Source organism: Paraburkholderia graminis (genome assembly GCF_003330785.1).
Classification (GTDB): domain Bacteria; phylum Pseudomonadota; class Gammaproteobacteria; order Burkholderiales; family Burkholderiaceae; genus Paraburkholderia; species Paraburkholderia graminis.
Window position 1 is genome coordinate 193,886 of sequence record NZ_CP024935.1, and the last position, 23,619, is coordinate 217,504.

Annotated in this window: 22 protein-coding genes; 9 read left to right on the forward strand and 13 right to left on the reverse strand. The window is 62.6% G+C overall.

Going from position 1 to position 23,619, the window contains the following annotated elements; genetic code table 11:
- Positions 1-8 precede the first annotated feature (8 nt).
- From CUJ91_RS19080 to CUJ91_RS19130, 11 genes are all read right to left on the reverse strand, one after another.
- Positions 9-965 (reverse strand): type II secretion system F family protein, encoded by a 957-nt coding sequence (locus tag CUJ91_RS19080; RefSeq protein ID WP_053859603.1) that lies wholly within the window; start codon positions 963-965, stop codon positions 9-11.
- Positions 966-1,004: 39 nt separating this feature from the next.
- On the reverse strand, positions 1,005-1,988 hold the full coding sequence (locus CUJ91_RS19085; protein ID WP_107710754.1) for a type II secretion system F family protein: 984 nt from the start codon (positions 1,986-1,988) through the stop codon (positions 1,005-1,007).
- Between the two features lie 43 nt (positions 1,989-2,031).
- The gene (locus tag CUJ91_RS19090; RefSeq protein ID WP_107710753.1) at positions 2,032-3,399 is read right to left on the reverse strand and encodes a TadA family conjugal transfer-associated ATPase; all 1,368 of its coding nucleotides are present in this window, start codon (positions 3,397-3,399) and stop codon (positions 2,032-2,034) included.
- A 19-nt stretch (positions 3,400-3,418) separates the two neighbouring features.
- Complete coding sequence (locus CUJ91_RS19095) at positions 3,419-4,630, reverse strand: CpaE/TadZ family protein (protein WP_053859601.1); 1,212 nt, start codon at positions 4,628-4,630, stop codon at positions 3,419-3,421.
- A 72-nt stretch (positions 4,631-4,702) separates the two neighbouring features.
- On the reverse strand, positions 4,703-5,047 hold the full coding sequence (locus CUJ91_RS19100; protein ID WP_114156865.1) for a hypothetical protein: 345 nt from the start codon (positions 5,045-5,047) through the stop codon (positions 4,703-4,705).
- Between the two features lie 21 nt (positions 5,048-5,068).
- Complete coding sequence (locus CUJ91_RS19105; RefSeq protein ID WP_114156866.1) at positions 5,069-6,943, reverse strand: type II and III secretion system protein family protein; 1,875 nt, start codon at positions 6,941-6,943, stop codon at positions 5,069-5,071.
- A gap of 78 nt (positions 6,944-7,021) precedes the next feature.
- Positions 7,022-7,858 (reverse strand): Flp pilus assembly protein CpaB, encoded by an 837-nt coding sequence (cpaB, locus tag CUJ91_RS19110; RefSeq protein ID WP_114156867.1) that lies wholly within the window; start codon positions 7,856-7,858, stop codon positions 7,022-7,024.
- Between the two features lie 35 nt (positions 7,859-7,893).
- Complete coding sequence (locus CUJ91_RS19115) at positions 7,894-9,294, reverse strand: ATPase (RefSeq protein ID WP_053859598.1); 1,401 nt, start codon at positions 9,292-9,294, stop codon at positions 7,894-7,896.
- Between the two features lie 116 nt (positions 9,295-9,410).
- Complete coding sequence (locus tag CUJ91_RS19120) at positions 9,411-9,944, reverse strand: A24 family peptidase (RefSeq protein WP_114156868.1); 534 nt, start codon at positions 9,942-9,944, stop codon at positions 9,411-9,413.
- Positions 9,945-10,030: 86 nt separating this feature from the next.
- Positions 10,031-10,213: a Flp family type IVb pilin gene (locus CUJ91_RS19125; protein WP_114157993.1), complete on the reverse strand. Its 183-nt coding sequence runs from the start codon at positions 10,211-10,213 to the stop codon at positions 10,031-10,033.
- A 114-nt stretch (positions 10,214-10,327) separates the two neighbouring features.
- Positions 10,328-10,501, reverse strand: coding sequence for a Flp family type IVb pilin (locus CUJ91_RS19130; protein WP_006049101.1), 174 nt, complete (start codon positions 10,499-10,501; stop codon positions 10,328-10,330).
- Positions 10,502-10,666: 165 nt separating this feature from the next.
- Here CUJ91_RS19130 and CUJ91_RS34175 point away from each other — a divergent pair, with 165 nt between their 5' ends.
- The 3 genes from CUJ91_RS34175 (at position 10,667) to CUJ91_RS19145 (ending at position 14,137) form a co-directional block, all read left to right on the forward strand.
- Complete coding sequence (locus CUJ91_RS34175; protein ID WP_161966587.1) at positions 10,667-10,936, forward strand: hypothetical protein; 270 nt, start codon at positions 10,667-10,669, stop codon at positions 10,934-10,936.
- 599 nt (positions 10,937-11,535) lie between these two features.
- The gene (locus tag CUJ91_RS19140) at positions 11,536-13,005 is read left to right on the forward strand and encodes an esterase-like activity of phytase family protein (RefSeq protein WP_114157994.1); all 1,470 of its coding nucleotides are present in this window, start codon (positions 11,536-11,538) and stop codon (positions 13,003-13,005) included.
- Between the two features lie 127 nt (positions 13,006-13,132).
- The gene (locus CUJ91_RS19145; RefSeq protein WP_114156869.1) at positions 13,133-14,137 is read left to right on the forward strand and encodes an ABC transporter substrate-binding protein; all 1,005 of its coding nucleotides are present in this window, start codon (positions 13,133-13,135) and stop codon (positions 14,135-14,137) included.
- 32 nt (positions 14,138-14,169) lie between these two features.
- Here CUJ91_RS19145 and CUJ91_RS19150 read toward each other — a convergent pair whose 3' ends face one another.
- Both CUJ91_RS19150 and CUJ91_RS19155 read right to left on the reverse strand, forming a co-directional pair.
- Complete coding sequence (locus CUJ91_RS19150) at positions 14,170-15,642, reverse strand: NAD-dependent succinate-semialdehyde dehydrogenase (RefSeq protein ID WP_114156870.1); 1,473 nt, start codon at positions 15,640-15,642, stop codon at positions 14,170-14,172.
- 262 nt (positions 15,643-15,904) lie between these two features.
- Positions 15,905-16,921: a LacI family DNA-binding transcriptional regulator gene (locus tag CUJ91_RS19155; RefSeq protein ID WP_114156871.1), complete on the reverse strand. Its 1,017-nt coding sequence runs from the start codon at positions 16,919-16,921 to the stop codon at positions 15,905-15,907.
- Positions 16,922-16,958: 37 nt separating this feature from the next.
- On the opposite strand from CUJ91_RS19155, the gene CUJ91_RS34635 reads away from it, so the two are divergent.
- The 6 genes from CUJ91_RS34635 to CUJ91_RS19180 all read left to right on the forward strand — a co-directional run bounded on the left by CUJ91_RS34635 (position 16,959) and on the right by CUJ91_RS19180 (position 23,537).
- Positions 16,959-17,147: a hypothetical protein gene (locus CUJ91_RS34635; protein ID WP_006049107.1), complete on the forward strand. Its 189-nt coding sequence runs from the start codon at positions 16,959-16,961 to the stop codon at positions 17,145-17,147.
- A 24-nt stretch (positions 17,148-17,171) separates the two neighbouring features.
- Positions 17,172-18,311, forward strand: coding sequence for an ABC transporter ATP-binding protein (locus CUJ91_RS19160; RefSeq protein WP_114156872.1), 1,140 nt, complete (start codon positions 17,172-17,174; stop codon positions 18,309-18,311).
- Between the two features lie 132 nt (positions 18,312-18,443).
- Entirely contained in the window at positions 18,444-19,697 is a 1,254-nt protein-coding gene (locus CUJ91_RS19165) for an ABC transporter substrate-binding protein (RefSeq protein WP_114156873.1), read from the forward strand.
- A gap of 63 nt (positions 19,698-19,760) precedes the next feature.
- Positions 19,761-20,666, forward strand: a complete 906-nt coding sequence (locus CUJ91_RS19170; RefSeq protein ID WP_053859594.1) for a carbohydrate ABC transporter permease — start codon at positions 19,761-19,763, stop codon at positions 20,664-20,666.
- An 18-nt stretch (positions 20,667-20,684) separates the two neighbouring features.
- Positions 20,685-21,536, forward strand: a complete 852-nt coding sequence (locus CUJ91_RS19175) for a carbohydrate ABC transporter permease (protein WP_006049111.1) — start codon at positions 20,685-20,687, stop codon at positions 21,534-21,536.
- Positions 21,537-21,572: 36 nt separating this feature from the next.
- Entirely contained in the window at positions 21,573-23,537 is a 1,965-nt protein-coding gene (locus CUJ91_RS19180; RefSeq protein WP_114156874.1) for a beta-galactosidase, read from the forward strand.
- Positions 23,538-23,619: the final 82 nt, after the last annotated feature.

Sequence of the window (23,619 nt, forward strand, 5' to 3'; positions counted from 1 at the left end):
GCTGACCATCAGCTTCCCATCGTCGGCAACAGCACGCGGTAGATGTGAATGAAGGCCGGTCCGATCAGCACCGTCATCAATGCCGGAAAGATGCAGAAGATCAGCGGAAACAGCAGCTTCAATGCGATCTTCGCGGCGCGTTCTTCCGCGCGCATTCTGCGGCGCGTGCGCAGCGTGTCCGACATCACGCGCAGCGAAGCGCCGATGCTTGTGCCGAAGCGTTCCGCCTGCACCAGCATCGACGCAAATGTATCGATGTCCTCGGCGCCCGTGCGCAACGCGAAGTTGCGCAGCGCCTTTTCCTTCGTGAAGCCCGAGCGCAGTTCGAGCAGCATCAATTGCAATTCGTTTGCGACTTCGGGACTGGCGAGCGTCATTTCGTCGGCCACGCGCATCAGCGCGGCGTCCATGCCGAGGCCCGCTTCGACGCAGACGGTCAGCAGATCGAGCGCATCCGGAAAGCTTTCGACAATCCTGCGCTGACGCCGCGCGCGGCAGCGTGCGAGCACGGCGTTGGGCACGTAGTAGCCGAACGCGGCAAGCAGCGCGAGAATCAGCGCGACAACCGTGTACTCTGTGTTGATCGACGGCATGTGCGTCAACGCGACGAGGCCGAGCAAAGGCAGCAGCAGCGCAAGGGCGGTTTTCGCCGCGAAGTAGAGCCCGGCCGCCGTCGACGAACGCCAGCCCGCATTCATCAAACGCAGCCGCAGCGGCGAGTCTTCCCAACCTTCCTTCGGAATCGACAACTGCGAGATCGGACGCGAAATGTCGGCGATTCTCTCGGCCCATCCCGACACGGCCGAAGGCCGCGCTTCCGGTGAGAGCGACACGCCGCCCGCCTGTTCGATGCGCCGCTGCATGTCGCGTGGCATCAACCACCACATCAGCGCGACGACGCTGCAGAATGCCGCTGCAAACAGACCCGCAAGCAACAGCATGTTTGTTGAATAGAACGCTTCCATTACGGTTCTCCGGTTCGTTGATGCGCGAAGGGCCCGCGTTCACACGCGGATCTGCACGATGCGCCGCATCCACAGGATTCCCAATACCATTGAGACAAGCATCGTTTCGATGATCTGAAGCCCGGCCGGGTCTTCCCACAGCACCGAAAAGAAAGTCGGGTTCACCACCTGCATGGCGCCAGCGGATGCAAACGGCAACAGCGCGAGAATCCAGCCGGACAGACGTCCCTCGGCGGACAGGACCCTCACCTTGTCGAACAACTGCAGACGCGCGCGCACCAGCGACGCGATGCTGTCCAGAATCTCCGCAAGGTTGCCGCCGGTTTCGCGCTGGATCAGCACCGCGATCACGAAGTAGCGCAGGTCGCCCACCGGCACGCGCGTCGCCAGATTCAGGAGCGCTTCATTGAGGGTGACGCCGTAATTGATCTCGTCGAAGACGATGCGGAACTCGCCGGCCATCGGCTCCGCGAACTCGCTGCCGAGCATGCCGAGCGCGCTTGAGAACGAATGCCCGGCTCGCAGTGCGCGGCTGATCATGTCGGCGGCTTCGGGCAACTGGCGTTCGAGAACCCGCAGACGTTTGCGGCGAGCGCGCAGCATGCGCAGCGTCGGAAAGGCGAGAGCTGCAACGGCGGCGAGCACGGTCACGAGCGTCGGCACCTGCACCGGCGAGAAGTTCGCTGCGAGCGGAACGAGCACAAGCGCCACCACGCTATGCGTCGCGAGCCGGCCCACCGTGAGGCTCGAGCCGGACTGAAGAATGATGCGATCGAGCAGATGGATGCGCGGCACGCGCATCATCAGCGCATGGACCGACGCCGAGTTGCTCAGCATGCGCTCCTTGAGGATGGAGAGGCGCTCGCCGTTCGCATGCGCGCCGGCCGACAGCGCGCGAATGCGCTGATCGAGGCGTCGCGCGGCGGGCCCGTGATGACTGTTCCACCACTGATAAATCCCCTCGATCCCGAGGACCACGGCAATGAACAGCAGGAAAGCGAAGGCGTAGAAGATCGGATTCATGGAAGCCTCGGAAAAGTGAGCGGCGTGCCGCCGGCGGCCGGCGTCATGCGGTGTCGAAGTGCCGGTTCGGGTCGTATAGCTGATCGGGCAGCACGATGCCGAACGCCTGCAGCCGCTCGGTGAATTTCGGTCTCACGCCGGTCGCGCAGAAGTGGCCGCGCACCGCGCCGTTCTGATCGACGCCGGTTCGCTTGAACGTGAAGATCTCCTGCATGTTCACCATCTCGCCTTCCATGCCGGTCAATTCCTGAATGCTGACGACCTTGCGGCGTCCGTCAGTCAGGCGGGCGACCTGCACGACCACCGAGATCGCCGACGAAATCTGCTGGCGCAGATTCTTCGGCGGCAACGACAGGCCGGCGAGGCTGATCATGTTTTCAAGGCGCGTCAACGCGTCGCGCGGCGTGTTCGCGTGAATCGTCGCGAGCGAGCCTTCGTGGCCGGTGTTCATCGCGTTGAGCATGTCGAGCGCTTCGGCGCCGCGCACCTCGCCGAGGATGATGCGATCGGGGCGCATGCGCAGCGCGTTGCGCACAAGCGTGCGTTGCGTGACTTCGCCGCGTCCTTCGACATTCGGCGGCCGCGTTTCGAGGCGCAGCACATGGTGCTGGCGCAGTTGCAGTTCGGCCGCGTCCTCGATGGTCACCACGCGCTCGCCCTCCGGAATGAAACCCGACAGGATGTTCAGCAACGTGGTCTTGCCGCTGCCGGTGCCGCCCGAAACGAGCACGTTGACCTTCGCGCGCGTGAGCGCGTCGAGCAGTTCGGCCATCGGCGGCGTGAGGCTTTGCGACGCGACCAGGTCGCTCATTTGCAGCGGATTCACGGCGAAACGCCGGATCGACATCAACGGTCCATCCACGGCCGAGGGCGGAATGATCGCATTGACGCGCGAGCCGTCAGGCAGCCGCGCATCGACCATCGGACTCGACTCGTCGATGCGCCGTCCGACGCGCGAGACGATCTTCTCGATCACCTTCATCAGATGCGCGTCGTCGTAAAAGGTCACGTCCGTCAACTCGAGACGGCCGCGCCGTTCGACGTAAGTCGTGCGATGCGTGTTGACGAGAATGTCCGACACGGTCGGGTCGCGCAGCAGCGCTTCGAGCGGACCGAAGCCGAACATCTCGTCGTGAATGTCGGTGGTCAGTTGCCTACGTTCAAGATCGTTGACTGGCGCCTTGTCTTCTTCGAGGATGCGCGCGATCAGTCCGCCGATTTCCTGGCGAACCTGTTCGGCGGGCAGCCGCGCGAGACGTTCGAGTTCGACGCGGTCGAGCACGGCCTCGTGAACCTTGCGCTTGAGCGTCTGGTAGGCGGCGCGCGCGAGACCTGACGGCGCGCGCATGCCTGACTGGCGGTCGGGCAGCGCATGCACCGCCTGTGACGACATCTGTTCGCGTAGTGACATGAAATTCTCCTCGCTGACGTTATGACGCCGCCGACTGGCGCTGCGTGGCCGAGCGGCCGAATAGCCGGCCGAGCAGTGGCTCGCCCTGTTTCTTCTGCGGCACGACGCCCGTCGACTGATTGACGATGCTTTGCGCGAGCGCTTGCACGCCGCGCGAGAGCGCGCTGTTGCGCGCGACCTTCAACAACGGTTCGCCGAGATTCACGGCTTCGCTCGCCGCGTGCGGGTCGTCGGCGATCACATGCGAAGGGCGCTTGCCGAGCACCTGTTCGAGCGCGCTCGCGGCCCGCTCGTCGTGACGGCGATGCCGGTTCAGCAAGAGACGCAGCCGTTCCGGCGAATACGCGAGCGACACCAGCATGTCCTGCAGACGGCGCGCCGCGCGCACATACGGCATGCTCGCCTGCAGCACCATGTGAATCTCCGCGCTGCGATCGAGCGCGACGATCGACAATGCATTGATGCTTTGCCCCAGATCGAACAGCACGACGTCGTAGCGCGGCGCCGCGACGCCGAGAATCCATTCCAGTTGCTCTTCATGAATCTCGAGCGCCTTCAACGGATCGCCCGCGCCCGCGAGCACATGAAAACCCGATGTGACGTGCGTGAGCGATGCATCGAGAAACGCGGCGTCGATGCGCTCGATCTGCGCGCACATCTGCGGCAACGTTGACGGCGGTTCCTGATCGCTGACGAGAAACGCGGCGTCCGCGAACATCGGGTTCAGATCGACGAGCAGCACGCGCTTGCCGTGCAGCGTCGCGATCGCGTGGCCGACGTTGGCCGCGATCAGGCTCGTGCCAGCGCCGCCCTTGCACGAAATGAACGACACCATATGCGTTTCGTGGCGTGCGTCGCCGGCATGCGGAGCCATCGCGCGCTGCACGGCGGCGCCGAGCGCGCGTGCGTCGAGCGGCCAGTTCAGCACGTCGCGGATGCCGGCGCGCATCGCGGCGATCAGCGTGTCGGGCGATGTTTGCGGCAACAACAGCAAACACGTGAGGCGCGGATAGCGATGCACGAGCGCGTTGACCGAATCGAGCCCGGCGCGTTCGGGCGACGACGCGTCGATGATCAGGACATCGAACGCATCGAGACTGTCGCCCCGCTCGAGCAGCGCGGAAGGCGCGCCTTGCGTGCGAGTCGTCGTGCAATTGCCGCAGTCCGTCAGGAGCCGAACGATCTCGGACATTCGGCCCGCGTGCTCGGAGTTGATGAGGATATTGATCATGATGTTGTCATCCGCGGAATCGTTGCGGGGTTGGTCTTGCGACGGCTCGCGCCGTCGCGTCGCCCACGTTGGCTATTCGCCGTTCGCAGGCGGCGGCATCGCCGCGCCTCCGCCCGCGCCGCCGGCTCCGCTGCCGCCCACGCCGATCACGAAGGCGTTAGCGGTTGCGGGCGGCGCCTTGAACGACGCGTTGTAGTTCGACATGGCGCCGACGGCGGCTTTACCGTCGACACCCTGCGTCGACGGATTCTTGGTCGCCGCGTCGGGATCGATGATCTGCGCCGCCGTGAAGCTCTTCACGGATTCGCCGAAGTGCCGGTCGAAGTTCGGCGTCGTCGACATGCAGCCGTTGAGCGCGAGGCACGCCGGCACAAGCAGTGCAGCCCAGCGCGAGAAGAAGAGGATGCGATTGGTCATGACGTTCTCCCGAGGAGTGCATTAGTTGTGAGCGCGTGCGGACGGCGAGCGCGGTTTGTCGGATGGCGGCGCTTCGCGTGCGGCGATCTGCGCGGCTCGTGCTTCTATTTGTGCGGCGCGAGCGGTGGCGTTATCGGTGGCGTTGCCGGCGGGCTTGTCGTTGGGCTTGCCCGTATCCGCGGGCGTGACGGCTCGCGGCTCGGGCAGCGGCGCGGCGCTTGCAGCGGGCGTCGGCACCATCGCGGAGACGGGCGGTTCAGCGGCGCTCGGCGTGGCCGGAGCCTGCGGTTGCGACGGTGCGGGAGCCATTGCGGGCGAGGGCGCCGGGGCAGGCATCGGCGGCGCGGGCTTTTTGCTGCCGGCCGGATCGCGGCCTTCCATGTTGCCCATCAGGTAGACGTCCGCTTCGTTAGGCGTCTTCAGATGGTCCGTGGGCAGCGGCAGATTCGACGCCGTTTGCAGCGGCTTCACGAGATGCGGCGTGATGATGAACACGAGCTCCGTGCGGTCCTGCTGATACGACGTGCTTCTGAAGAGCGCGCCCAGCACCGGCACTTCGCCGACACCCGGTATTGCCTTCAGCGTGCCCGCCGCGTTGCTCTTGATGAGGCCGCCAATCGCGAAGGTCTCGCCGTCGTTCATCTGCACTGTGGTCGATGCGCGGCGCGTGGTGATGAGCGGCAGCACCGTGAGGTTGTTGGTGTTGGTCGCGCCGACCGTGACGCCGGTCGACGACAGCTCCGACACTTCCGGCGCGACCTTCAGGTTGATGCGGCCGCCCGCGAGCACGGTCGGCGTGAACTTCAGGCCGACGCCGAATTCCTCTTCCTGCAGGATGATGGTCGACACGCCGTTCAGGTTGCTCTGCGGAATCGGAATGAACACCTTGCCGCCCGCGAGGAACGTCGCTTCCTGTCCGCTCAGCGTGACGAGATTCGGCTCGGCGAGAATCTTCACGAGGTTGTCGCCGTGCTGGGCGTCTATCGCCACATTGAACGGACGGTTGTTCGCCTTGTTCACATCGACGATGCTCGACACGCCCGCGAGCAGGCTGCTGATGAGCGCCCCGCTCCACGAGCCGAAGCCGCCCTGGATGTTCATCGCCGCGCCCAACTGGTTGAGGACCGTCTTCGAGACTTCGGCGACCTTCACTTCGAGCATCACCTGTTGCGGCGAGTCGACGCTCATCATGTTCAGCACGGTCGCGCTTTTGCCGTTGCCGTTTCCGTTTCCGTTTGCAGCGCCGTTCGGGTTTGGCAGTGTGGTGCGCGCATACGCCTTGGCGATTTCCTGCGCCTGGGCCGCGGCCTGCGCGCTCGATACACGGCCGGCCAGCACGAGATCGCCGGCGACCGTCGACACGCGGATGTTCGGCTCATCGGGCATCAGTTGCGATAACGAAGTTTGCAGGCCGCCGGCGTCCGCGTTCACCACCACGTTGATGACTTCGCACGCGCCGCTCTTGCCTTGCACGATCATGTTGGTGGTGCCCACGGCCATTCCGACCACGTAGAGTGTTTTCGGCGAGACCATGGTTGCCTGCGCAATCAGCGGATTGCCGAGCGTACGGTTGCGCACGGGTTCGGCGGTTTGCATCAGCGTGGACTTGCCAACGGGGACCACCACCGTGCTCTGTTCGCTCTGCGTGCGTGTGCATGCCGGGCCGCGCGCTGCGGCGTTTTGCATGGCGCTCGAGGGCTGAGCCGGCGCGGCATTCATGCTGATGGTCATTTGCACGGGACCGTGCGGCATGGGCGCCGCGCCGGCCCTCGCGTTCTCTACCGCTTCCTGCGCCTGTACGCCGTGCGCGGCGAGCAGGGATGCGCATACCGTTGTGGTCAGCAACGCCGTGCGCATCGCGCTACCCTGCTTGATCTTTATCCGATTCGATTTCATTTCCGTGTCTCCCCGTAGCCCGCTGCGAGCGAACCGTCGTGCGTCAGACGCTGCCGCATCGCGTGATGGTGTGTGTAATTAAAAGCATTCCTGACTACCTTGCGTGCCCGACAGTACGCCGACGCAGTCGCGCTTCGGCGCCGGCCGCGCCGTGTATTTCACGCGTGTGGGTGCCGCCGCGACAATCGGTGCCGAGGCGGGTGCAGCGGGCTTGCCGAGCAGCGTGAACTTGGTCGCGCCGCCGGTGGGCAATGCGCGGTCGTCGATCTGATTGCGCAGCACGAGCGACAGGCTGCCGACGCTGCGCGCGAGGTCGAGCTTTTCCGCCTGGTCCGGCGTGACTTCGAGCGTGACCGCGTTGACCACTTTCGGCTGCGTGTCGTCGCGGCTAACTTGCTGCGCAACCGCTAGCACCAGGATCTTTTCGAGGACGATCTTCGAAATGCTTTGCTGCGGATCGGCCGTCTTTGCTTCGGGTTCCTGAGTGTTGACGATCACGTCGACGTAGTTGCCCGGCAGCGCAAAACCCGCCACGCCGACAACATCGTTCACGCGTACCGTGATCGCGCGCTTGCCTTCGCCGATAACCGCCGACAGCCCGCCCTTCGTGCCTTGCGGTGCGAGCTTCGACTCGATCACCGGTTCGCCCGGTTCGAGGCTCGCGCGCACGACGCGTCCATCCAGCGCCTTCGGGTCCTTGAACGCGCCGGGCGGCACGCTCGCGGTGGGCCAGTTCACCGTGCGGATCATGGTCGAATTGAGCGCCTGGCCGAGGCTCACCTCGGCGGTCGCGACGGCAACGGGCGTCAGAGCCGACGACGACGTCTGCAACAGCCATCGCGACGCGAAGCCGACAGCGGCGAGCCCCGCGAGCAAGGCCATCCCTAACATCACAATTGCGCGACTGGTTTTCATGGTGAAACTCCTTTCAGGTGCTAGGCGGCTGCGGATCAAGCGCCGGCAAATCGTTTGTCGGATTGCCCGCTGTGTGAGGAATACGTCTGGTCAAGCTCCGGCGCGCTGCCGAAGTAGCTGTGCCATGCATGCGTCAGCTGATACTCGGTGACGGCCGGCACGTCGCCGTGATACAGCGCGAACGAGCGCAGTACGCCGAGCAGGTCCGCCGGATAACACGCGAGAAACGGCGTGCGATTGCGCAGATGCAATTGATGCAGCAGATACTCGAATGCGCCGGGCGCGATCTCGATACCGAGCGCCGCGCATTGCGTTTCGAAGAGGCGTCGATAGTCTTCAGCGCTGAGCGCGCCGATATGGATCTTCGAGCCGAGCCTGCGCAGGAACGCGTTGTCGTTCAGTTCGGCGGGCGTGAGGTTGGTCGAGAAGACGGGCCACACGTCGAATGCGCTCACGAAGCGCGCGCCGGATTGCAGCGCGAACTGATCGACGCCGCGGTCGAGCGGCGTGATCCAGCGGTTGAGCAGTTCGCCTGGCGCGACGCGCTGACGGCCGAGGTCGTCGACGACATAGAGGCCCATGTTGGCCTTCATATGCGGCGGCGCCTGATAGAAGCCGCTGTTGGCGTTGTACTGAAGATCGAGCATCGCCAAGGTCAGTTCGCCGCCGGACATCACCATAGGCCGTTCGCACACGCGCCAGCGTCGATCCGTCGCGGCGGGCAGCGCGCCGGGTTCCGCGTCCTTGTGAATCAGCGGGTCGTGCAACTGGATCACGTCGCCGGCGACATAAAGCGCGTAAGGCACGGGCACCGCGCCTCGCAGCAAGCTGCCGAGGCGTTCGGCGAGATAGGTTTTGCCGCTGCCCGCCGGGCCGTACAGCATGACGGGCCGCCCGGCATTCAACGCGGCCACTGCCGAATCGAGCAGCGACATATCGCCGATGAAGTCTGCGAAGGCCGCGCGCACGTCCGATTGCGCGACGTGGATGCGCTTCACCGAGTACGCGCCGATCACGCTCATATACGCTTCGAGCGAGACCGGTGCGGGGCCGCAATACGTCGAGCGGCGCGCTTCGTGAGCGGCGAGTTCGCGGCCGCCTTCGGTGAGGCGCAGATGCATATCGACATCGGCCGCGCCGCGATGCGCGATCTCGACGAGGTGTTCGCGCACGAGAAAGCCGATGGTTTCGTCGAGCACCGCGGCCGTCAGGCAGTGTCTTGCGATGAGATCGCCCAGCGACGATTTGCCGTTCTGCAGAATCGATTTGAGTAGCAGATGCGCGATGAAAAGCGCGGGCAGGCCGGTGTCTGCGACAGTGCGCGGCGCGCGTAGCTGAAGTGCCGGCGTTTGCGCCCGGTCGGCGCCCGTTGCGGCAGAATCATCGAGGCGTGTCGTGCCCTCTGCCTTGGACTGCTGTGTGCTGTGCTGGTCCATCTGTCGCTCCCCGGGTGCAGCGCCACCGATTTCGGTGCGGCACGGTATGTGATTCTGATAGCCGGATCGCATGTGGCCGGCTTACTTTCGTTGTGCGTTTTGTTCTACGTTTCGTTCTATAGCTGTGCCGCCGTCGCGAGCAGCACGACTACGGTTCCTGTCGCAATCGCGACTCCGTACGGCACGGATCCGACCGACTCGATTGAAGCGGCGCCGCCGCCGCGCATCGCCGGATGGACCAGGCTCAACACGTTCCCCAGCGCCTTCTTGAACTGTCGGCGTCGCGCAGTCAGTGCCAGCAGCCACACGCCACCAATCAGACATGTCGCCAGTGCGGCCTCAAAAACCAGTAGGGGTCCGATCCATGCGCCTACCATCGCGAGCAGCTTGACGTCTCCCGCAGCCATTCCGCGCAGCAGATAGAGCGGCAGGAACAGAAGCAGTCCGACGACAGCGCCCGCGAGCCATGCCACAACGCCGCCCGCGAATCCTTGCAGCCAGCACTGCACAAGCAGCGCGCCGAGCAGACCGGCGCCGACCAGTACGTTGGGAATGCGGCGGCACTGGATGTCTGTACTCGCGGCAGCGATCACCAGTGCAATGACGCACGGAATGATCGGCGGTAGTGGTGCAGTTGCGGCAATGAGCATGACAAGGCCTCGTTGGTGCGGGCAGCGGTCAGGACAAGCGCGGATGCGGCGGGCGAACCAGCGTGGCGGTTCGCCCGCCGTTCCTCTCAGGTTCCTGAGGTCACGTGCCCAGCGATAGCAGTGAATTTGTCGCTGACCGCCGTCGCGAGGGTCGAGTACCCTGCGAGGATTGCCGTCGCGATCAGTGCGGCCATCAGGCCGTACTCGATGGCGGTCACGCCGCCTTCATCGCGAATGAATGCACCAGTGCTGTTGATGAACGATTGCATCATTACTCTCCATTTGAACTTGCCACGGCGTGTTGAGCGCTGCAGCGTGTTGCAAAAAGCCGTGATGCGACAGACGGGCAGGCAGGCCCAAGTCGTCTGTCGCATCGCTCGGGGTTAAGCCAGCTTCCCCGCGATTGCGGTGAACTTGGCGCTGACTGCATTGGCGAGCGTGGTGTAGCCGGCGAGAATTGCCGTTGCAATCAGGGCGGCCATCAGGCCGTACTCGATGGCGGTCACGCCGTCTTCGTCGCGAATGAATGCTTTCGTGCTGTTGATGATGGATTTCATGGTTTATCTCCCTTAGGATGGCTAACTTAATTGTCATCGGATGACGACGGTGGGTACTGCGTGCTGCTTGACTACAGGGTGCTACAGGAAATGGCGCGCGGACGCCCCGTGAGAGCGCGGCTGGGCAGGAGCCATAAGCGGCTCGCTGGGATTCGTGTGCAAAGGATGGTGCTGCGTGACACGCAGCGGGATGAGCTGGCGGCAAGCCAGAGCGGGGAACATCGCGTCGAAGAACGCTTCGGCATGCAGCGCCATCAGGCGCTGCGCAAAACGCACTGCGTACCGCAAGCGCGTCTGCAACCGCGTTTGCAACCGCGTTTGAATCCGAATGAAAGAGTGCATCTTCCACTACTCCTTGTTTTCTTCTTTCGCAGCCGGATTGTTCTTCTCCGTGCCGTTGGCGGGCATGTATCGGAGAAGCCCCCGACGGCATAGACCTGGTCATGTGTCATGTCGCCGGCTGCGTGAAAAGGTAAAGGCAAGGAGTAGGCCAGCGTCGTCAGGTTCACGGAGCCATCGGACTTGTAGCCCGACAAGCGCCTTCTTTCGAATGACAGCCCGCGGAAATTTGACCGACTTGGCTCAGAACTGCATCATCGGCAGATCATCGTTGCCGCTGCGGAATATGGCGCTCGTCGGCTATGGGCATGACTTCAAACCCAGACTTAGGGATTTAACCCAGGTGAGCCGAAAGCGAATGCTGCCGTTAATTTGCGGCGGTTTTTTCGGCTCGCTTCGGACCGATTCGTTGCAAGCCTGAAACGCAGCTAGCCGAAAGCGGCATTCATGGCGACATGCTGGCGGTTTTGCATGTGGACTGCAGCACGCACATACAACACATGCGGTCACTGCTGCGTCACCGTTGCGTCACAGGTGCGTCACATGCGTCGCGCAATATTGCCGACGGCCATCCCTCGGCCAACGGCTGCGCGCCGGCTATTCCTCTCGTTTTGCGAACATCCATGCCGGCAAGTTTCTGGATGAGGCCCGGCGCCAGACACGTCTACAACAAGCATTCCATTAAGGATGACATCGTGTCTCGTTCAAGACTGTTTGCACTGACGGCAATCGCTTCGTCGCTTCTATTCGCGACGGCCGCACACGCCGCGGTCGACCTCATTGCGGTCGGTCAGTTGAGCGGCCTCACCGGCGACTTGTCGAAGGAAACGGCGGCGCCGCTGGAGAACGGCGTGGCGGGCAATCTGCTCGGCGGCCTCGGTTCGGGCATTGCGTACGCGGGCTGCCATACGTTCGTCGCGGTGCCCGATCGCGGGCCGAACGCGGTGTCGTATAACGCGGCCATCGACGACACGGCGTCGTACATCAACCGTTTCCAGACCTTGCGCCTGCGTCTGCAGCACAACGCAGCGGGCTCCGCCTTGCCGTATTCGCTCACGCCGAAGCTGATCGCCACGACGCTCCTGCATACGTCGGACAAACTGGTCTATGGCACGGGCGCCGCCGCGGGCGTGCCCAATGGCGCACCCGCGCTCAACAGCCGTAACCACACGTACTACTTCACGGGCCGTTCGGATAATTTCGATCCCACGCGTCTCTCCACCAACGACCGCGACGCGCGCTTCGATCCCGAAAGCGTGCGCGTGAGCAATGACGGCGAGAGCGTGTTCATCTCCGATGAGTACGGTCCGTATGTCTATCGTTTCGATCGGCGCAGTGGCCGGCGCATCGACACCTACACGCTGCCCGACACGTTTGCGGTGTCCACGCTGAGCCCGACCGGCAGCAATGAAATTGCGCAGAACACGACGGGGCGCGTCGCGAACAAAGGCATGGAAGGTCTCGCCATTTCGCCCGACGGCAAGACGCTGTTCGGCGCGATGCAAAGCCCGTTGATTCAGGACGGCGGCACGGACGGCGCGTTCACGCGCATCGTGAGGATCGACGTGCGCAGCGGTAAAACCACGCAGTTCGCGTATCCGCTCACGAACATCGGCACGAGCGCGAAACCGAAGTATCCGACAATCAGCGACGTGGTCGCCGTGAACGATCATGAACTGCTGGTGGACGAGCGTGACGGCAAGGGTCTCGGCGACAATTCGACCGCTGTTTTCAAGCGTGTTTTCCATATCGATCTGGCGAGCGCGCAGGACGTGAGCAACACGAGCGGGCAAGCCGGGCTCGCGCCGTATGCGGTGCAAAAAACGCTGTTCCTCGATGTCGTCGCGCAACTGACCGCGCACGGTTACAACGCGAACGACATTCCCGCGAAGCTCGAAGGGCTCGCATTTGGGCCGGACGTCGTGGTCGGCGGCGTCAAGAAGCACACGCTTTTTATCGCTAACGACAACGACTTTATCGGCACGGTCACCGATTCGAATCATCCGGCGGGCATTGCCAATCCGAATCAGTTCTTCGTCTTCGCATGGGACGCGAGCGAACTGCCGGCCTACGTCGCGCAAAAACTGACGGGCGCTGTGGCGGGCAAAGGGCGCGGTCACGATGAGCATGTGTGCGAAGCCGAGCGCGACGACGACGATCATTAACGCAATCGGCGCGCGTGGCGCGTCCGTCGACGCTAAAGAGCGTCGCTAGATAACGTTATAAAAATCGCTTCATTCCCTTGGCTCTCGCGGCTCGGTACGCTGACGCATCTACCGAACGCGAGGGCTTATCGCAGTGTCTGTTCCCACATCGTTTTCAACGCGGCGGCGCGCACTCAAGCTGCTCGGCGCCGCGCCCGCATTCGCCGCGGCGAGCCTCTTTCAATCGCATTCTGCGCAGGCCGCGGATTTCGCGTCGACCACGCTCGTACTCGGCGACCAGGCCGGCGGTACGCGTGCGCTTGTGGAGGCCGCCAAGGTGCTCGACGGTGCGCCGTATGCGTATCGATGGGCTAATTTTCAGGGCGCGGCGCCGCTCTTCGAAGCGCAACGCGCGGGCGCCGTCGATCTCGCGCCCGCAGGTGATTTGCCCGTGCTCGCCGCAGCGGTCGGCGACCCCACGTTGAAAATCGTAGCGACGCGCGTGGGCTCCGGCGCACAACTCGGCATTCTGATCGCGCCGGATTCGACGATACGCAGCGTCGCGCAACTGAAAGGGCGTACCGTGTTCGTTTCGTCGGCGCGCGGCAGCATTTCGCAATTCCAGCTATACGGCGCGCTTGCTGAAGCAGGCTTGTCGAAAGACGACGTGACCGTGCGCTTCATCTTGCCGGTGGATGGGTTTGCGGCGTTCGCGTCAGGCTCGATCGAAGCATGGGCGACGTTCGATCCGTACTACGGCATCGCCGTGCAACGCGGCGCGCGCATCTTGCGCGACGGCACGGGCATCAATAGCGGACTTGGCTTTATCACGGCATCGGGCGCGTCGCTTGCCGACACGCGCAAGCGCGCGGCAATCGCCGACGTTCTGTTGAGACTGCAACGCGCGGGCGAGTGGGCGCTTGCGAACCCGGACGCCTACGCGCAGATCTATGCAACGCTGACGCGCTCTCCGCTCGATGCGGCGAGAACCATCACGCGCCGCGCGTCGCTCAAGCAGCATTTCGTCAGCGACGCCGATATCGCCGCGCTTCAGAAAGTGGCCGACAGTGCGAACCGCGACGCGATCTTGCCGCGCCGCATCGACGTTCGCGCGATCTCCGAGACGCGTATCGCGCAGTCGGCCACCGGCTGACGCATTACGCGAGGCTTATTAATCGAGGTCTATCAATCGAGGCTGCCCTGACACAGGTACTTGATCGACAGATAATCGTCGAGTCCGTACTTCGAGCCTTCGCGGCCATAGCCCGATTCCTTCACGCCGCCGAACGGCGCGGCTTCGCTCGACACCGCGCCCTCGTTGATGCCGATCACGCCTGCTTCGAGCCGGGCGGCCACGCGGTTGATGCGCCGCACGTCCTGCGTATAGAAGTAAGCGGCAAGACCGAACGGCGTGTCGTTTGCGAGACGGATGGCTTCGGCTTCGTCGTTGAAGCGGAACAGCGGTGCGACCGGTCCAAAGGTCTCTTCGCAGCACACCAGCATGTCGTCCTGCGCGTTGGTCAGCACCGTGGGCGCATAGTAATTCGGGCCCAGCTCGGTCAGGCGCTTGCCGCCCGTCAACACGTTTGCCCCTTGTTTTACGGCATCTTCTACGTGACGCGCGATTTTGTCGATCGCGCGCTCGTTGATCATCGGGCCGATTTGCGCGCCCTCGTCCGTTGCAGGCGCAACCTTCAGCGCCCCGACGCGTTTGGCGAGCAGATCGGCGAAACGTTCATAAACGCCGGCCTGCACGTAGACGCGATTCGGGCATACGCAGGTCTGTCCGCCGTTGCGAAACTTGGCGGCCATCAGTCCCGCGACGGCCGCGTCGAGGTCCGCATCGTCGAATACGATGAAGGGCGCGTTGCCGCCCAGTTCGAGCGACAACTTCTTCAACGTGGCCGCGGACTCGCGCGCAAGATGCTTGCCGACCGGTGTCGAACCGGTGAATGTAATCTTGCGCACGCGGGCATCGGCGAGCCAGTCGGCCACGGCTTCAATGCCTTGTTCGCGCGAAGCCGACAGCATGTTCAGCACGCCGTCGGGCACGCCGGCTTCCTGCGCGAGCGCGGCGAGTGCAAGCGCGGTCAGCGGCGTGTCTTCGGCGGGCTTGGCAATCACCGTGCAACCGGCCGCGAGCGCGGGCGCGATCTTGCGCGCGATCATCGCGAGCGGGAAATTCCACGGCGTGATGGCGGCCACGATGCCGATCGGCTCCTTCACCGCGCTCATGCGCTTGCCGCGCTGCTGCTGCGGAATGATGTCGCCGTAAATGCGCGTGGCTTCGTCGGCGAACCACGCGACGTACGACGCGCCGTAAGCGACTTCGCCGCGGCTTTCCGCGAGCGGCTTGCCTTGTTCCGTCGACATCAGCTTCGCGAGATCTTCGGTGTTCGCGACGATCAGCGCATGCCAGCGGCGCAGAATCTCCGCGCGCTCGCGCGGCAGCGTGTCGCGCCACGCGGGCAGCGCGCGAGCGGCGGCGTCGGTGGCGGCGCGCGCATCCGCGGCACTGCTGTTCGCGACCTCGACGATCGTCTCGCCCGTCGCCGGATTCGTGACGGGAAAGCGCGCGCCGTTCGCGGCGGCGATCCATTTGCCGTCGATAAAATTCAGCGGACGGATCAGTTCATTGCGCGTCAATGCGAGAGACATTGCGTTGCTCCTTGGTGGCCTTTTGACGGAATCGGGCGTGCGTTTTTCGCCATTGCGCCGGGCGGCGCGGCGGCATGCATGCGGTCATGCACGGCGATGCGATAGATCGATGCTACGCGTGTCGCGCGATCAATGAATCGCCTCAAAAAGCGGCCCACGGTGTGCGTATGGTTTTTTTCGAGCCGCTACAGCATTTTCTGCTGAATGCGTTGCCCGCCGTTGGAGGCGAGCGTTGCAAAGAGCGCTGCAAGGGGCGCTGCAATCAGCGGCTGCGGCGCGGTCCTGTCGACGCGCGCACGACGAGTTGAGGCGGCGGGCCGAGCACCATCGACGGTTGCCGCGCGGGTGTCTGGATCAGGCGGATCAAACTGTTGATCGACAACTCCGCGATCTGCGCCGTTTGGATCGCGACGGTGGTCAGCGCGGGGTGCACCTGATGCGCGAGTTGAATGTCGGTGATGCCGATAACCGACACGTCGTCGGGCACCGCGCGCCCGAGCGTGATCAAGGCCTGCGCCGCGCCGATCGCGAGCAGGTCGTTGGTCGCGAAGATCGCGGTGACGAACGGCCGCACGGCCATCAACTGCATGCACGCGGTGTAGCCGGCGTCGATCGAGTCGCGCACCTGCAGTACCGCGGCCGTGTCCGCTTCGACGCCGGCGGCGCGCATCGTCGCGCGAAAACCATTGGAGCGCGCGTCCTGCAAGCCGCCGCAACCGTCGCCGACCAGCAGCCCGACTTCGCGATGGCCCAGTTCCAGCAAATGCTGCGCGGCGAGTTCGCCGGCGCGCGCGAAATCCACGGCAATGCACGGCAGCGCGGGCGGCGTCTCGGGGTGCTCCCACATCGCCAGCAGGATCGGCGCGCTATGCGTGGCCGACGCGCACAAGTCGTTGATCGCGATGTCCGTGTTCATGACGAGCACGCCGTCCGCCAGCGTGCCCGCGATCTGGTTCAGATACGCGCGGCCTATCTCGGCGTCGTCGTCGGTATTGCAGACCATCAGGAAATGGCCGGCTTTGCGCGCCGCGCGTTCGGCGGCCAGCACGAACTCGGGGTAGAACGGGTTCGAGATATTCGACAGCATCAACGCGAGTGTCGACGAGCGGCCCTCGGCCAACGCGCGCGCGTTCAGATTCGGCCGGTAGCCGAGATCCTCGATGGCCTTCAGCACGCGCTCCGCTGTTTCCGGACGCACCTTCTCGCGGTTGCGCAACACGTTGGAGACCGTCGCGGCAGTGACGTGCGCGCGCTTCGCGACTTCGGACAGGGTGACCATTTTCTCGTTTATCCCAAATTCAGGGAGCGCGCTTCAAATGTTGCAAGCAGCGAGCGACGTTGATAACTTGCTGGAAAACACAACTTCGATAACCCGCAGCGCCGCCTTCCACACTAACCGCGGTGAACAAGGAGACAGTCAAATGGCTTTCCCGCTCGACCTCGAATTTAAGCGATTAAATGCCGCCTGCGCAAGACCCGGCGAACTATTTTTTCGCGCGATTTAAGCGGTTAAATGAAGAGGAGACAAGATGGCTACGATTCGTTTAACCGACGTGGAGAAGGCATACGGCGACCACGCGCCGGTGATCCGGCGCGTCAACCTGGAAGTCGCGCAGCACGAGTTCTGCGTGTTTCTCGGCCCGTCGGGCTGCGGGAAGTCGACGTTGCTGCGCATGATCGCGGGTCTCGAGGATCTCAGCGCGGGCGAGCTGCGCATCGGCGGCCGTCTGATGAACGACGTGCCCGCAGCCGGCCGCGGAGTGGCGATGGTGTTCCAGAGCTACGCGCTGTTCCCGCACATGACGGTGTTCGACAACATGGCGTTCGGTCTCAAGCTCGCGAAGCAGCCGAAGAGCGTGATCGACAGCAAGGTCCGCGAAGCTGCGCGCATTCTGCAACTCGACAGCTTGCTTGACCGCTATCCGAAAGCGCTGTCCGGCGGCCAGCGTCAGCGCGTTGCGATTGGCCGCGCGATCGTGCGCGAGCCGGGCGTCTTTCTCTTCGACGAACCGCTGTCCAATCTCGACGCCGCATTGCGTGGGCAAACGCGTGTTGAGATTGCGCGCCTGCATCAGCGGTTTGCGGACGCGAGCGTCGTGTACGTCACGCACGATCAGGTCGAAGCGATGACCCTCGCGGACAGAATCGTGCTGCTGCATGCGGGCGCGGATGCCGAGCGCTTCGGCAGCATCGCGCAAAGCGGCGCGCCGCTCGAGTTGTACCACCACCCGAATTCGCGGTTCGTCGCGGGCTTTATCGGCTCGCCGCGGATGAACTTTATCGACGGTGTCGTCGACTCGATAGAACCAGGCAAAGTGTCGGTGACACTCGCTCGACAAGACGAGCAGTTGACCGCTTACGTGGATGGCCGTCGCCTGCAGCGCGGCCAGCCGGTCACGCTTGGCGTGCGCCCCGAGCATCTGCGTCTCGATGGCAACGAGCAGTTCATTGAGTGCGCAACCGTTTTGTCGGAACGACTCGGCGAACACAGCTACATTCACGCGGATCATGCAGGCGGCTCGCTTGTCGCGAAGGCGCCGGGCGATACGCCGATCGGTTCCGGCGAGCGCATTCGCGTTCACGTGCCGCCTCAGGCGTGTCATCTGTTCGACGCGCAAGGTATCGCGCTGCGCCGTAGCACGTTCGACCCTGAGCGCATTGCCGCGTGAACAGGCCGCGATTCATGCATTACCGCAAGCCATAGCAGTAGTCGATTTTTAAAGCAGGATGCCGCCATAGAGCGGTTCACCACGTTGGCAGTGAATCGCTGCCAGCCAACAAGGTAGTCAAGGAGACAAAAGATGATTGCTCTACGCCTTCGCCGTCTAGCGCGCGTGTCGGTTGCAGCCGCGCTCGTTGCCGGCACGCTCGGCTACGTGACAGCCGACGCCGCTACGCTCACCGTCAATGTGTCGGCGCGCGGCAATCAGCGCTCGACATGGCAGGACGCGTTCGACAAGTTCAAGAAAGCCAATCCCGATGTCGATCTGAAAGTGACCTACATCACCGAGGAAGCGTACAAGGTGCAGATGGGCGGCTGGCTCGCGACCGATCCGCCCGATGTCGTGTCCTGGCATGACGGCGAGCGCATGGCCTATTACGCGCAGCGCGGCCTGCTGGAAGATCTCACGCCGGACTGGAACAAGAACGGCTGGTCCCAGCAATATGCGTCGGTGAAGGAAGCATCGACCTATAAGGGCAAGCAGTACGCGGCGCCGCTCGGCTATGACGCGTATGGCTTCTTCTATCGCAAGGATCTGTTCGAGAAGGCGGGCATTAAAAGCGAGCCCAAGACATGGGATGAATTTCTCGATGCCTGCAAGAAGCTGAAGGCGAGTGGCGTCGCGCCTATTGCAGTTGCTGCTCGCGATAGCTGGACACTCGCCGCATGGTTCGACTATCTGGATTTGCGCATCAACGGCAACGAGTTTCATCAGAAGCTGATGGCGGGCGAGATTCCGTACACGGACGCGCGCGTGAAAAAGGTCTACACCGCGTGGAAAACGTTGATCGACGATCACTACTACATCGACAACGCACTCTCCTATGATCTCGATTCCATTGCACCGTTTCTCGTGAGCGGCAAAGCCTCGATGATGTTGATGGGCACATTCTTCTCGGCGAGCATTCCCGCATCCGTGAAGCCGCAAACGGGCTTTTTCCGCTTCCCCGTGATCGACGCCAATGTGCCAATGGCCGAAGACGGTCCCGTCAATGTACTTTTGATTCCGGCAAAAGCGAAGAACAAGACCGACGCACGCAAACTGCTCGCCTTCATGGAGCAGCCGCAGATCAATGCGGATCTCGCGCGCGGCTGGGGCCAGTTGCCTTCGAATAGTCAGGCAGCGGAGCCGGAAGACCCAATTTCCAAAGTTGGCTTTCAGACGCTCGCGAATACGAAAGGCGGCATTGCACAGTTCTACGATCGCGACATGCAAAAAGAAATGGCCGACGAGGGCATGAAAGCGATGCAGCAGTTCTACAGCGATCCGTCGCAACTCGACGCGATACTCACGCGCCTCGAAACGACGCGCAAGCGTATCTACAAGAAGTAAGTCCACCGCACCGGCGCCATGCGGCGCCGGCGTACGCCTTCGACTTTCGACGAGGCTCGATCCATGTCTCATTCCGCAGCGCGCCGCCTACCCGCGGCCCAGCATCGTCACGTCTCCACGACGCGCCGTCATCAGCATCGCGCCGCATTGCTGTTCCTGTTGCCGGGCTGCGCGTTGTTCTGTCTATGCGTGATTTATCCGATTATCAGCAGCATCTCGCTCAGCTTTTATCACTGGGACGGCATGACGCCGAAGACCTTCGCCGGCTTCGACAACTACGTCGAGTTATTCCACGCGGATACCTTCTATACGGCGCTAAAGAACAACTTGCTATGGCTCGCGCTATTTCTGCTGGCCCCGCCGCTCGGCCTGCTGTTCGCGCTTTATCTGAATCAGCACATTCGCGGCATGCGTGTCGTGAAGTCGCTTTTCTTCGCGCCGTTCGTGCTGTCGGGCGTGGTAGTCGGTCTCGTGTTTAGCTGGTTCTACGACCCAGGCTTCGGCCTGCTGCGACTGATTGTCGGTCACGGCATTCCTGTGCTCGGCGATCCGAAGACCGTGACGTTCGGCATTATCTTCGCCGCGTTGTGGCCGCAAACGCCGTTTTGCATGGTGCTGTATCTCACCGGTCTCACCGGCATTAACCCGGAAGTAGTGGAGGCCGCGCGCATGGAAGGCGCAAAAGGATTGCGTCTTTTGTGGCACGTGATTTTGCCGCAATTGCGGCCCGCCACTTTCATGGCGGTGGTGTTGACGGTAATCGGCGCGCTGCGCAGCTTCGATCTGATTGCCGTGATGAGCGGCGGCGGTCCTTTCGACAGTTCAACCGTGCTCGCCTATTACATGTACGACCAGGCGATCAAGTACTACCGCGAAGGCTATTCCGCGGCGATTGCCGTCGTGCTGTTCGCCATCATGCTCGTCTACATCGTGTTCCATTTGCGCCGCATGCTGCGCGAAGAACGTTGATTACCGGAGTCACGCGTCATGTATCCACTTCCCGTACAACGCTGGAAACCCCTGAATCGCAGGCTATATAAAGCGTCTTTGCCGATTGCATTGCTGATCTGGCTATTGCCGATGCTTGCTGTACTCGTCACGTCGATTCGTTCTTCCGACGAACTCTCGCAAGGCGAGTACTGGACATGGCCCAAGCATTTTGCGCTGATCGAAAACTACGGCACCGCGCTTACGCAAACGCCGATGCTGCATTACTTCGCGAACAGCGTGCTCATTACGGTGCCTTCAGTACTCGGTGCGATCGTGCTGGCGTCGATGGCGGGCTTTGCATTGGCCACCTATCGTTTCCCGGGCAATACCGTGATCCTGTTCGGCTTCGTCGCCGGCAATTTCGTACCGATCCAGATCCTGATGATTCCGGTGCGCGACATGGCCTTGAAGTTCGGCCTCTTCAATAGCGTATGGGCGCTCGTGATCTTTCACGTTTCATTTCAGACCGGCTTTTGCACGCTCTTTCTGCGCAATTTCATCAAGCAGTTGCCGTTTGAAATGATCGAGGCCGCACGAGTGGAAGGCGCGAGCGAATGGGCGATCTACTGGCGCATTGTGTTGCCCCTGATTCGTCCCGCGCTCGCCGCACTCGGCATTCTCGTGTTCACGTTCGTCTGGAACGACTACTTCTGGGCGCTATGTCTCACACAAGGCGATGAAGCCGCGCCGATCACTGTCGGCGTCGCCGCGCTCAAGGGGCAATGGACGACCGCATGGAATCTGGTCGCGGCCGGCTCGGTGCTTGCCGCGCTGCCTTCGGTATTGATGTTCTTCGCGATGCAAAAGCATTTCGTCGCCGGCCTGACTTTTGGTGCAAGCAAGGGCTAACCGGCTATTCGACGTCACTCATAAAGAGACTTTCACATGCAACTTGGTGTTTGCTACTACCCCGAACAATGGCCGCGCACGATGTGGGCCGACGACGCGAAGCGTATGGTCGAACTCGGCATCACCCATGTACGTATCGCTGAATTCGCGTGGAGCCGGATGGAACCGCGCGCGGGCGAATTCGTATGGGAATGGCTCGACGAAGCGGTCGCCGCGCTCGCGAATGCCGGACTGAAACTCGTGCTCGGCACGCCTACCGCGTCGCCGCCGAAGTGGTTGATCGACGCGCATCCGGACGTGTTGCCTGTACGCGCCGACGGCACGCGCTGGAATTTCGGCTCCCGCCGTCATTACGATGTTTGCAGTGAGATTTATCGGCGAGAGTGCTTGCGTATTGTCAGTGCAATGGCGGAGCGTTACGGACGGCATGCGTCGATCATTGCGTGGCAAACCGATAACGAACTCGGTTGTCATGAAACCGTGCCGAGCTATTCGCCGGCTGCTTTAGCACGCTTTCACGCATGGCTGCGTCGACGCTATGAAACGGTCGATGCGCTCAACCGTGAATGGGGCAACGTGTTCTGGAGCATGGAGTACGCGTCGTTCGAAGCAATCGAATTGCCGAATCTCACGCCGACGGACGCGAACCCGATTCATCTGCTCGACTTTCGCCGTTTCATGTCCGACGAGGTGGCGAGTTTTCATCGCGAGCAAGTCGATGTATTGCGCCGTTATGCACCTACGGCCGATGTACTGCATAACTTCATGGGCTTCTTCACCACGTTCGATCACTATCGTTTCGCCGAAAACGATTCACTCGATGTCGCCGCGTGGGACAGCTATCCGATTGCGCGCACCGAATCGATTGCGTTGCCTGAAGAGCAGAAAGCGCGTTACGCGCGCACCGCGCATCCCGATGTATCCGCATTCGATCACGACCGTTACCGTGCAATCGGACGCGGGCGTTTCTGGGTGATGGAGCAGCAGGCTGGTCCGGTGAACTGGGCGCCGTGGAATCCGGTGCCCGCGAAAGGCATGGTCAGACTCTGGGCCTACGAGGCGTTCGCGCACGGCGCTGAACTGGTGTCGTATTTCCGTTGGCGTCAGTGCCCGTATGCACAGGAGCAGATGCATTCGGGCCTCAATCTGCCGAACAATGAGTTGTCGCCCGGTGGTTTGGAAGTGCAACAGGCGGCGCGTGAGATTGCTTCTATCCCGGAGTTCGCACGACTGGACGCTCCGACACAGGCGGCTACTGCAATCGTATTCGATTACGAAACGCAGTGGATGTTCGAGATTCAGCGTCACGGCAAGGGCTTCGATTATCAAACGCTCGTGTTCGACTACTACGAGTCGCTGCGCGAACTTGGGCTCGACGTGGACATTGTTTCGAGTAAGGCCGATCTTTCCTCATACCGGCTCGTGGTCGTGCCGAGTCTGGCCGTGATCGACGATGCGTTGGTCGCGCAAGTCGAGCGTGGTTCGGCGCAATGGGTATTCGGGCCGCGCAGCGGCTCAAAGACCGAGGCGTTTGCGATTCCACAGCAACTGCCGCCCGGCGCGCTGCAACGTGTACTGCCGATGCAAGTGCTCGAAGTCGAGTCGCTGCGTGCATCGCTCGCACCCGCTGTTTCTATTGATGGTGTCGACGGTATCGCAATGCATTGGCGCGAGCATGTGCGCGCTAATAGCGAAACGCGCGTCGATGCGCAATTCGCGGACACGTGGCCCGCCATTCTCACTCATGGGCGCGTTCGTTACGTGGCGGCCTGGCTTTCGCACGAATTGCATCGCGCGGTATTGCAGCGGGCGGCGCAAGAAGCCGGCATTGCGACGCAATTGCTGCCGGAAGGCTTGCGCATTCGGCGTCGTGCGGATTTGACGTTCGCGTTCAACTTCGGCGCGCAGCAGGTGCAGGTTCCGGCGCCGGCCAATGCAACGTTCGTGCTTGGACAGCCGCAACTGCGCACCGGCGATGTCTGCGCATGGAAAGACGCATGAGGTACAGAGCAGCAAGTCAGTAGTGGCATTGAGCAGCTTCAATCTGAACCAGGCGAGCCAGGACGAGTCGCCATTCGATAGA

Excerpts from the sequence above, each read along its gene's own strand:
- CUJ91_RS19080 (WP_053859603.1), bottom strand. The coding sequence starts at position 965 with ATGGAAGCGTTCTATTCAACAAACATGCTGTTGCTTGCGGGTCTGTTT.
- CUJ91_RS19085 (WP_107710754.1), bottom strand. The coding sequence starts at position 1,988 with ATGAATCCGATCTTCTACGCCTTCGCTTTCCTGCTGTTCATTGCCGTG.
- CUJ91_RS19090 (WP_107710753.1), bottom strand. The coding sequence starts at position 3,399 with ATGTCACTACGCGAACAGATGTCGTCACAGGCGGTGCATGCGCTGCCC.
- CUJ91_RS19095 (WP_053859601.1), bottom strand. The coding sequence starts at position 4,630 with ATGATCAATATCCTCATCAACTCCGAGCACGCGGGCCGAATGTCCGAG.
- CUJ91_RS19100 (WP_114156865.1), bottom strand. The coding sequence starts at position 5,047 with ATGACCAATCGCATCCTCTTCTTCTCGCGCTGGGCTGCACTGCTTGTG.
- CUJ91_RS19105 (WP_114156866.1), bottom strand. The coding sequence starts at position 6,943 with ATGAAATCGAATCGGATAAAGATCAAGCAGGGTAGCGCGATGCGCACG.
- cpaB (WP_114156867.1), bottom strand. The coding sequence starts at position 7,858 with ATGAAAACCAGTCGCGCAATTGTGATGTTAGGGATGGCCTTGCTCGCG.
- CUJ91_RS19115 (WP_053859598.1), bottom strand. The coding sequence starts at position 9,294 with ATGGACCAGCACAGCACACAGCAGTCCAAGGCAGAGGGCACGACACGC.
- CUJ91_RS19120 (WP_114156868.1), bottom strand. The coding sequence starts at position 9,944 with ATGCTCATTGCCGCAACTGCACCACTACCGCCGATCATTCCGTGCGTC.
- CUJ91_RS19125 (WP_114157993.1), bottom strand. The coding sequence starts at position 10,213 with ATGCAATCGTTCATCAACAGCACTGGTGCATTCATTCGCGATGAAGGC.
- CUJ91_RS19130 (WP_006049101.1), bottom strand. The coding sequence starts at position 10,501 with ATGAAATCCATCATCAACAGCACGAAAGCATTCATTCGCGACGAAGAC.
- CUJ91_RS34175 (WP_161966587.1), top strand. The coding sequence starts at position 10,667 with ATGGTGCTGCGTGACACGCAGCGGGATGAGCTGGCGGCAAGCCAGAGC.
- CUJ91_RS19150 (WP_114156870.1), bottom strand. The coding sequence starts at position 15,642 with ATGTCTCTCGCATTGACGCGCAATGAACTGATCCGTCCGCTGAATTTT.
- CUJ91_RS19155 (WP_114156871.1), bottom strand. The coding sequence starts at position 16,921 with ATGGTCACCCTGTCCGAAGTCGCGAAGCGCGCGCACGTCACTGCCGCG.
- CUJ91_RS34635 (WP_006049107.1), top strand. The coding sequence starts at position 16,959 with ATGTTGCAAGCAGCGAGCGACGTTGATAACTTGCTGGAAAACACAACT.
- CUJ91_RS19160 (WP_114156872.1), top strand. The coding sequence starts at position 17,172 with ATGGCTACGATTCGTTTAACCGACGTGGAGAAGGCATACGGCGACCAC.
- CUJ91_RS19165 (WP_114156873.1), top strand. The coding sequence starts at position 18,444 with ATGATTGCTCTACGCCTTCGCCGTCTAGCGCGCGTGTCGGTTGCAGCC.
- CUJ91_RS19170 (WP_053859594.1), top strand. The coding sequence starts at position 19,761 with ATGTCTCATTCCGCAGCGCGCCGCCTACCCGCGGCCCAGCATCGTCAC.
- CUJ91_RS19175 (WP_006049111.1), top strand. The coding sequence starts at position 20,685 with ATGTATCCACTTCCCGTACAACGCTGGAAACCCCTGAATCGCAGGCTA.
- CUJ91_RS19180 (WP_114156874.1), top strand. The coding sequence starts at position 21,573 with ATGCAACTTGGTGTTTGCTACTACCCCGAACAATGGCCGCGCACGATG.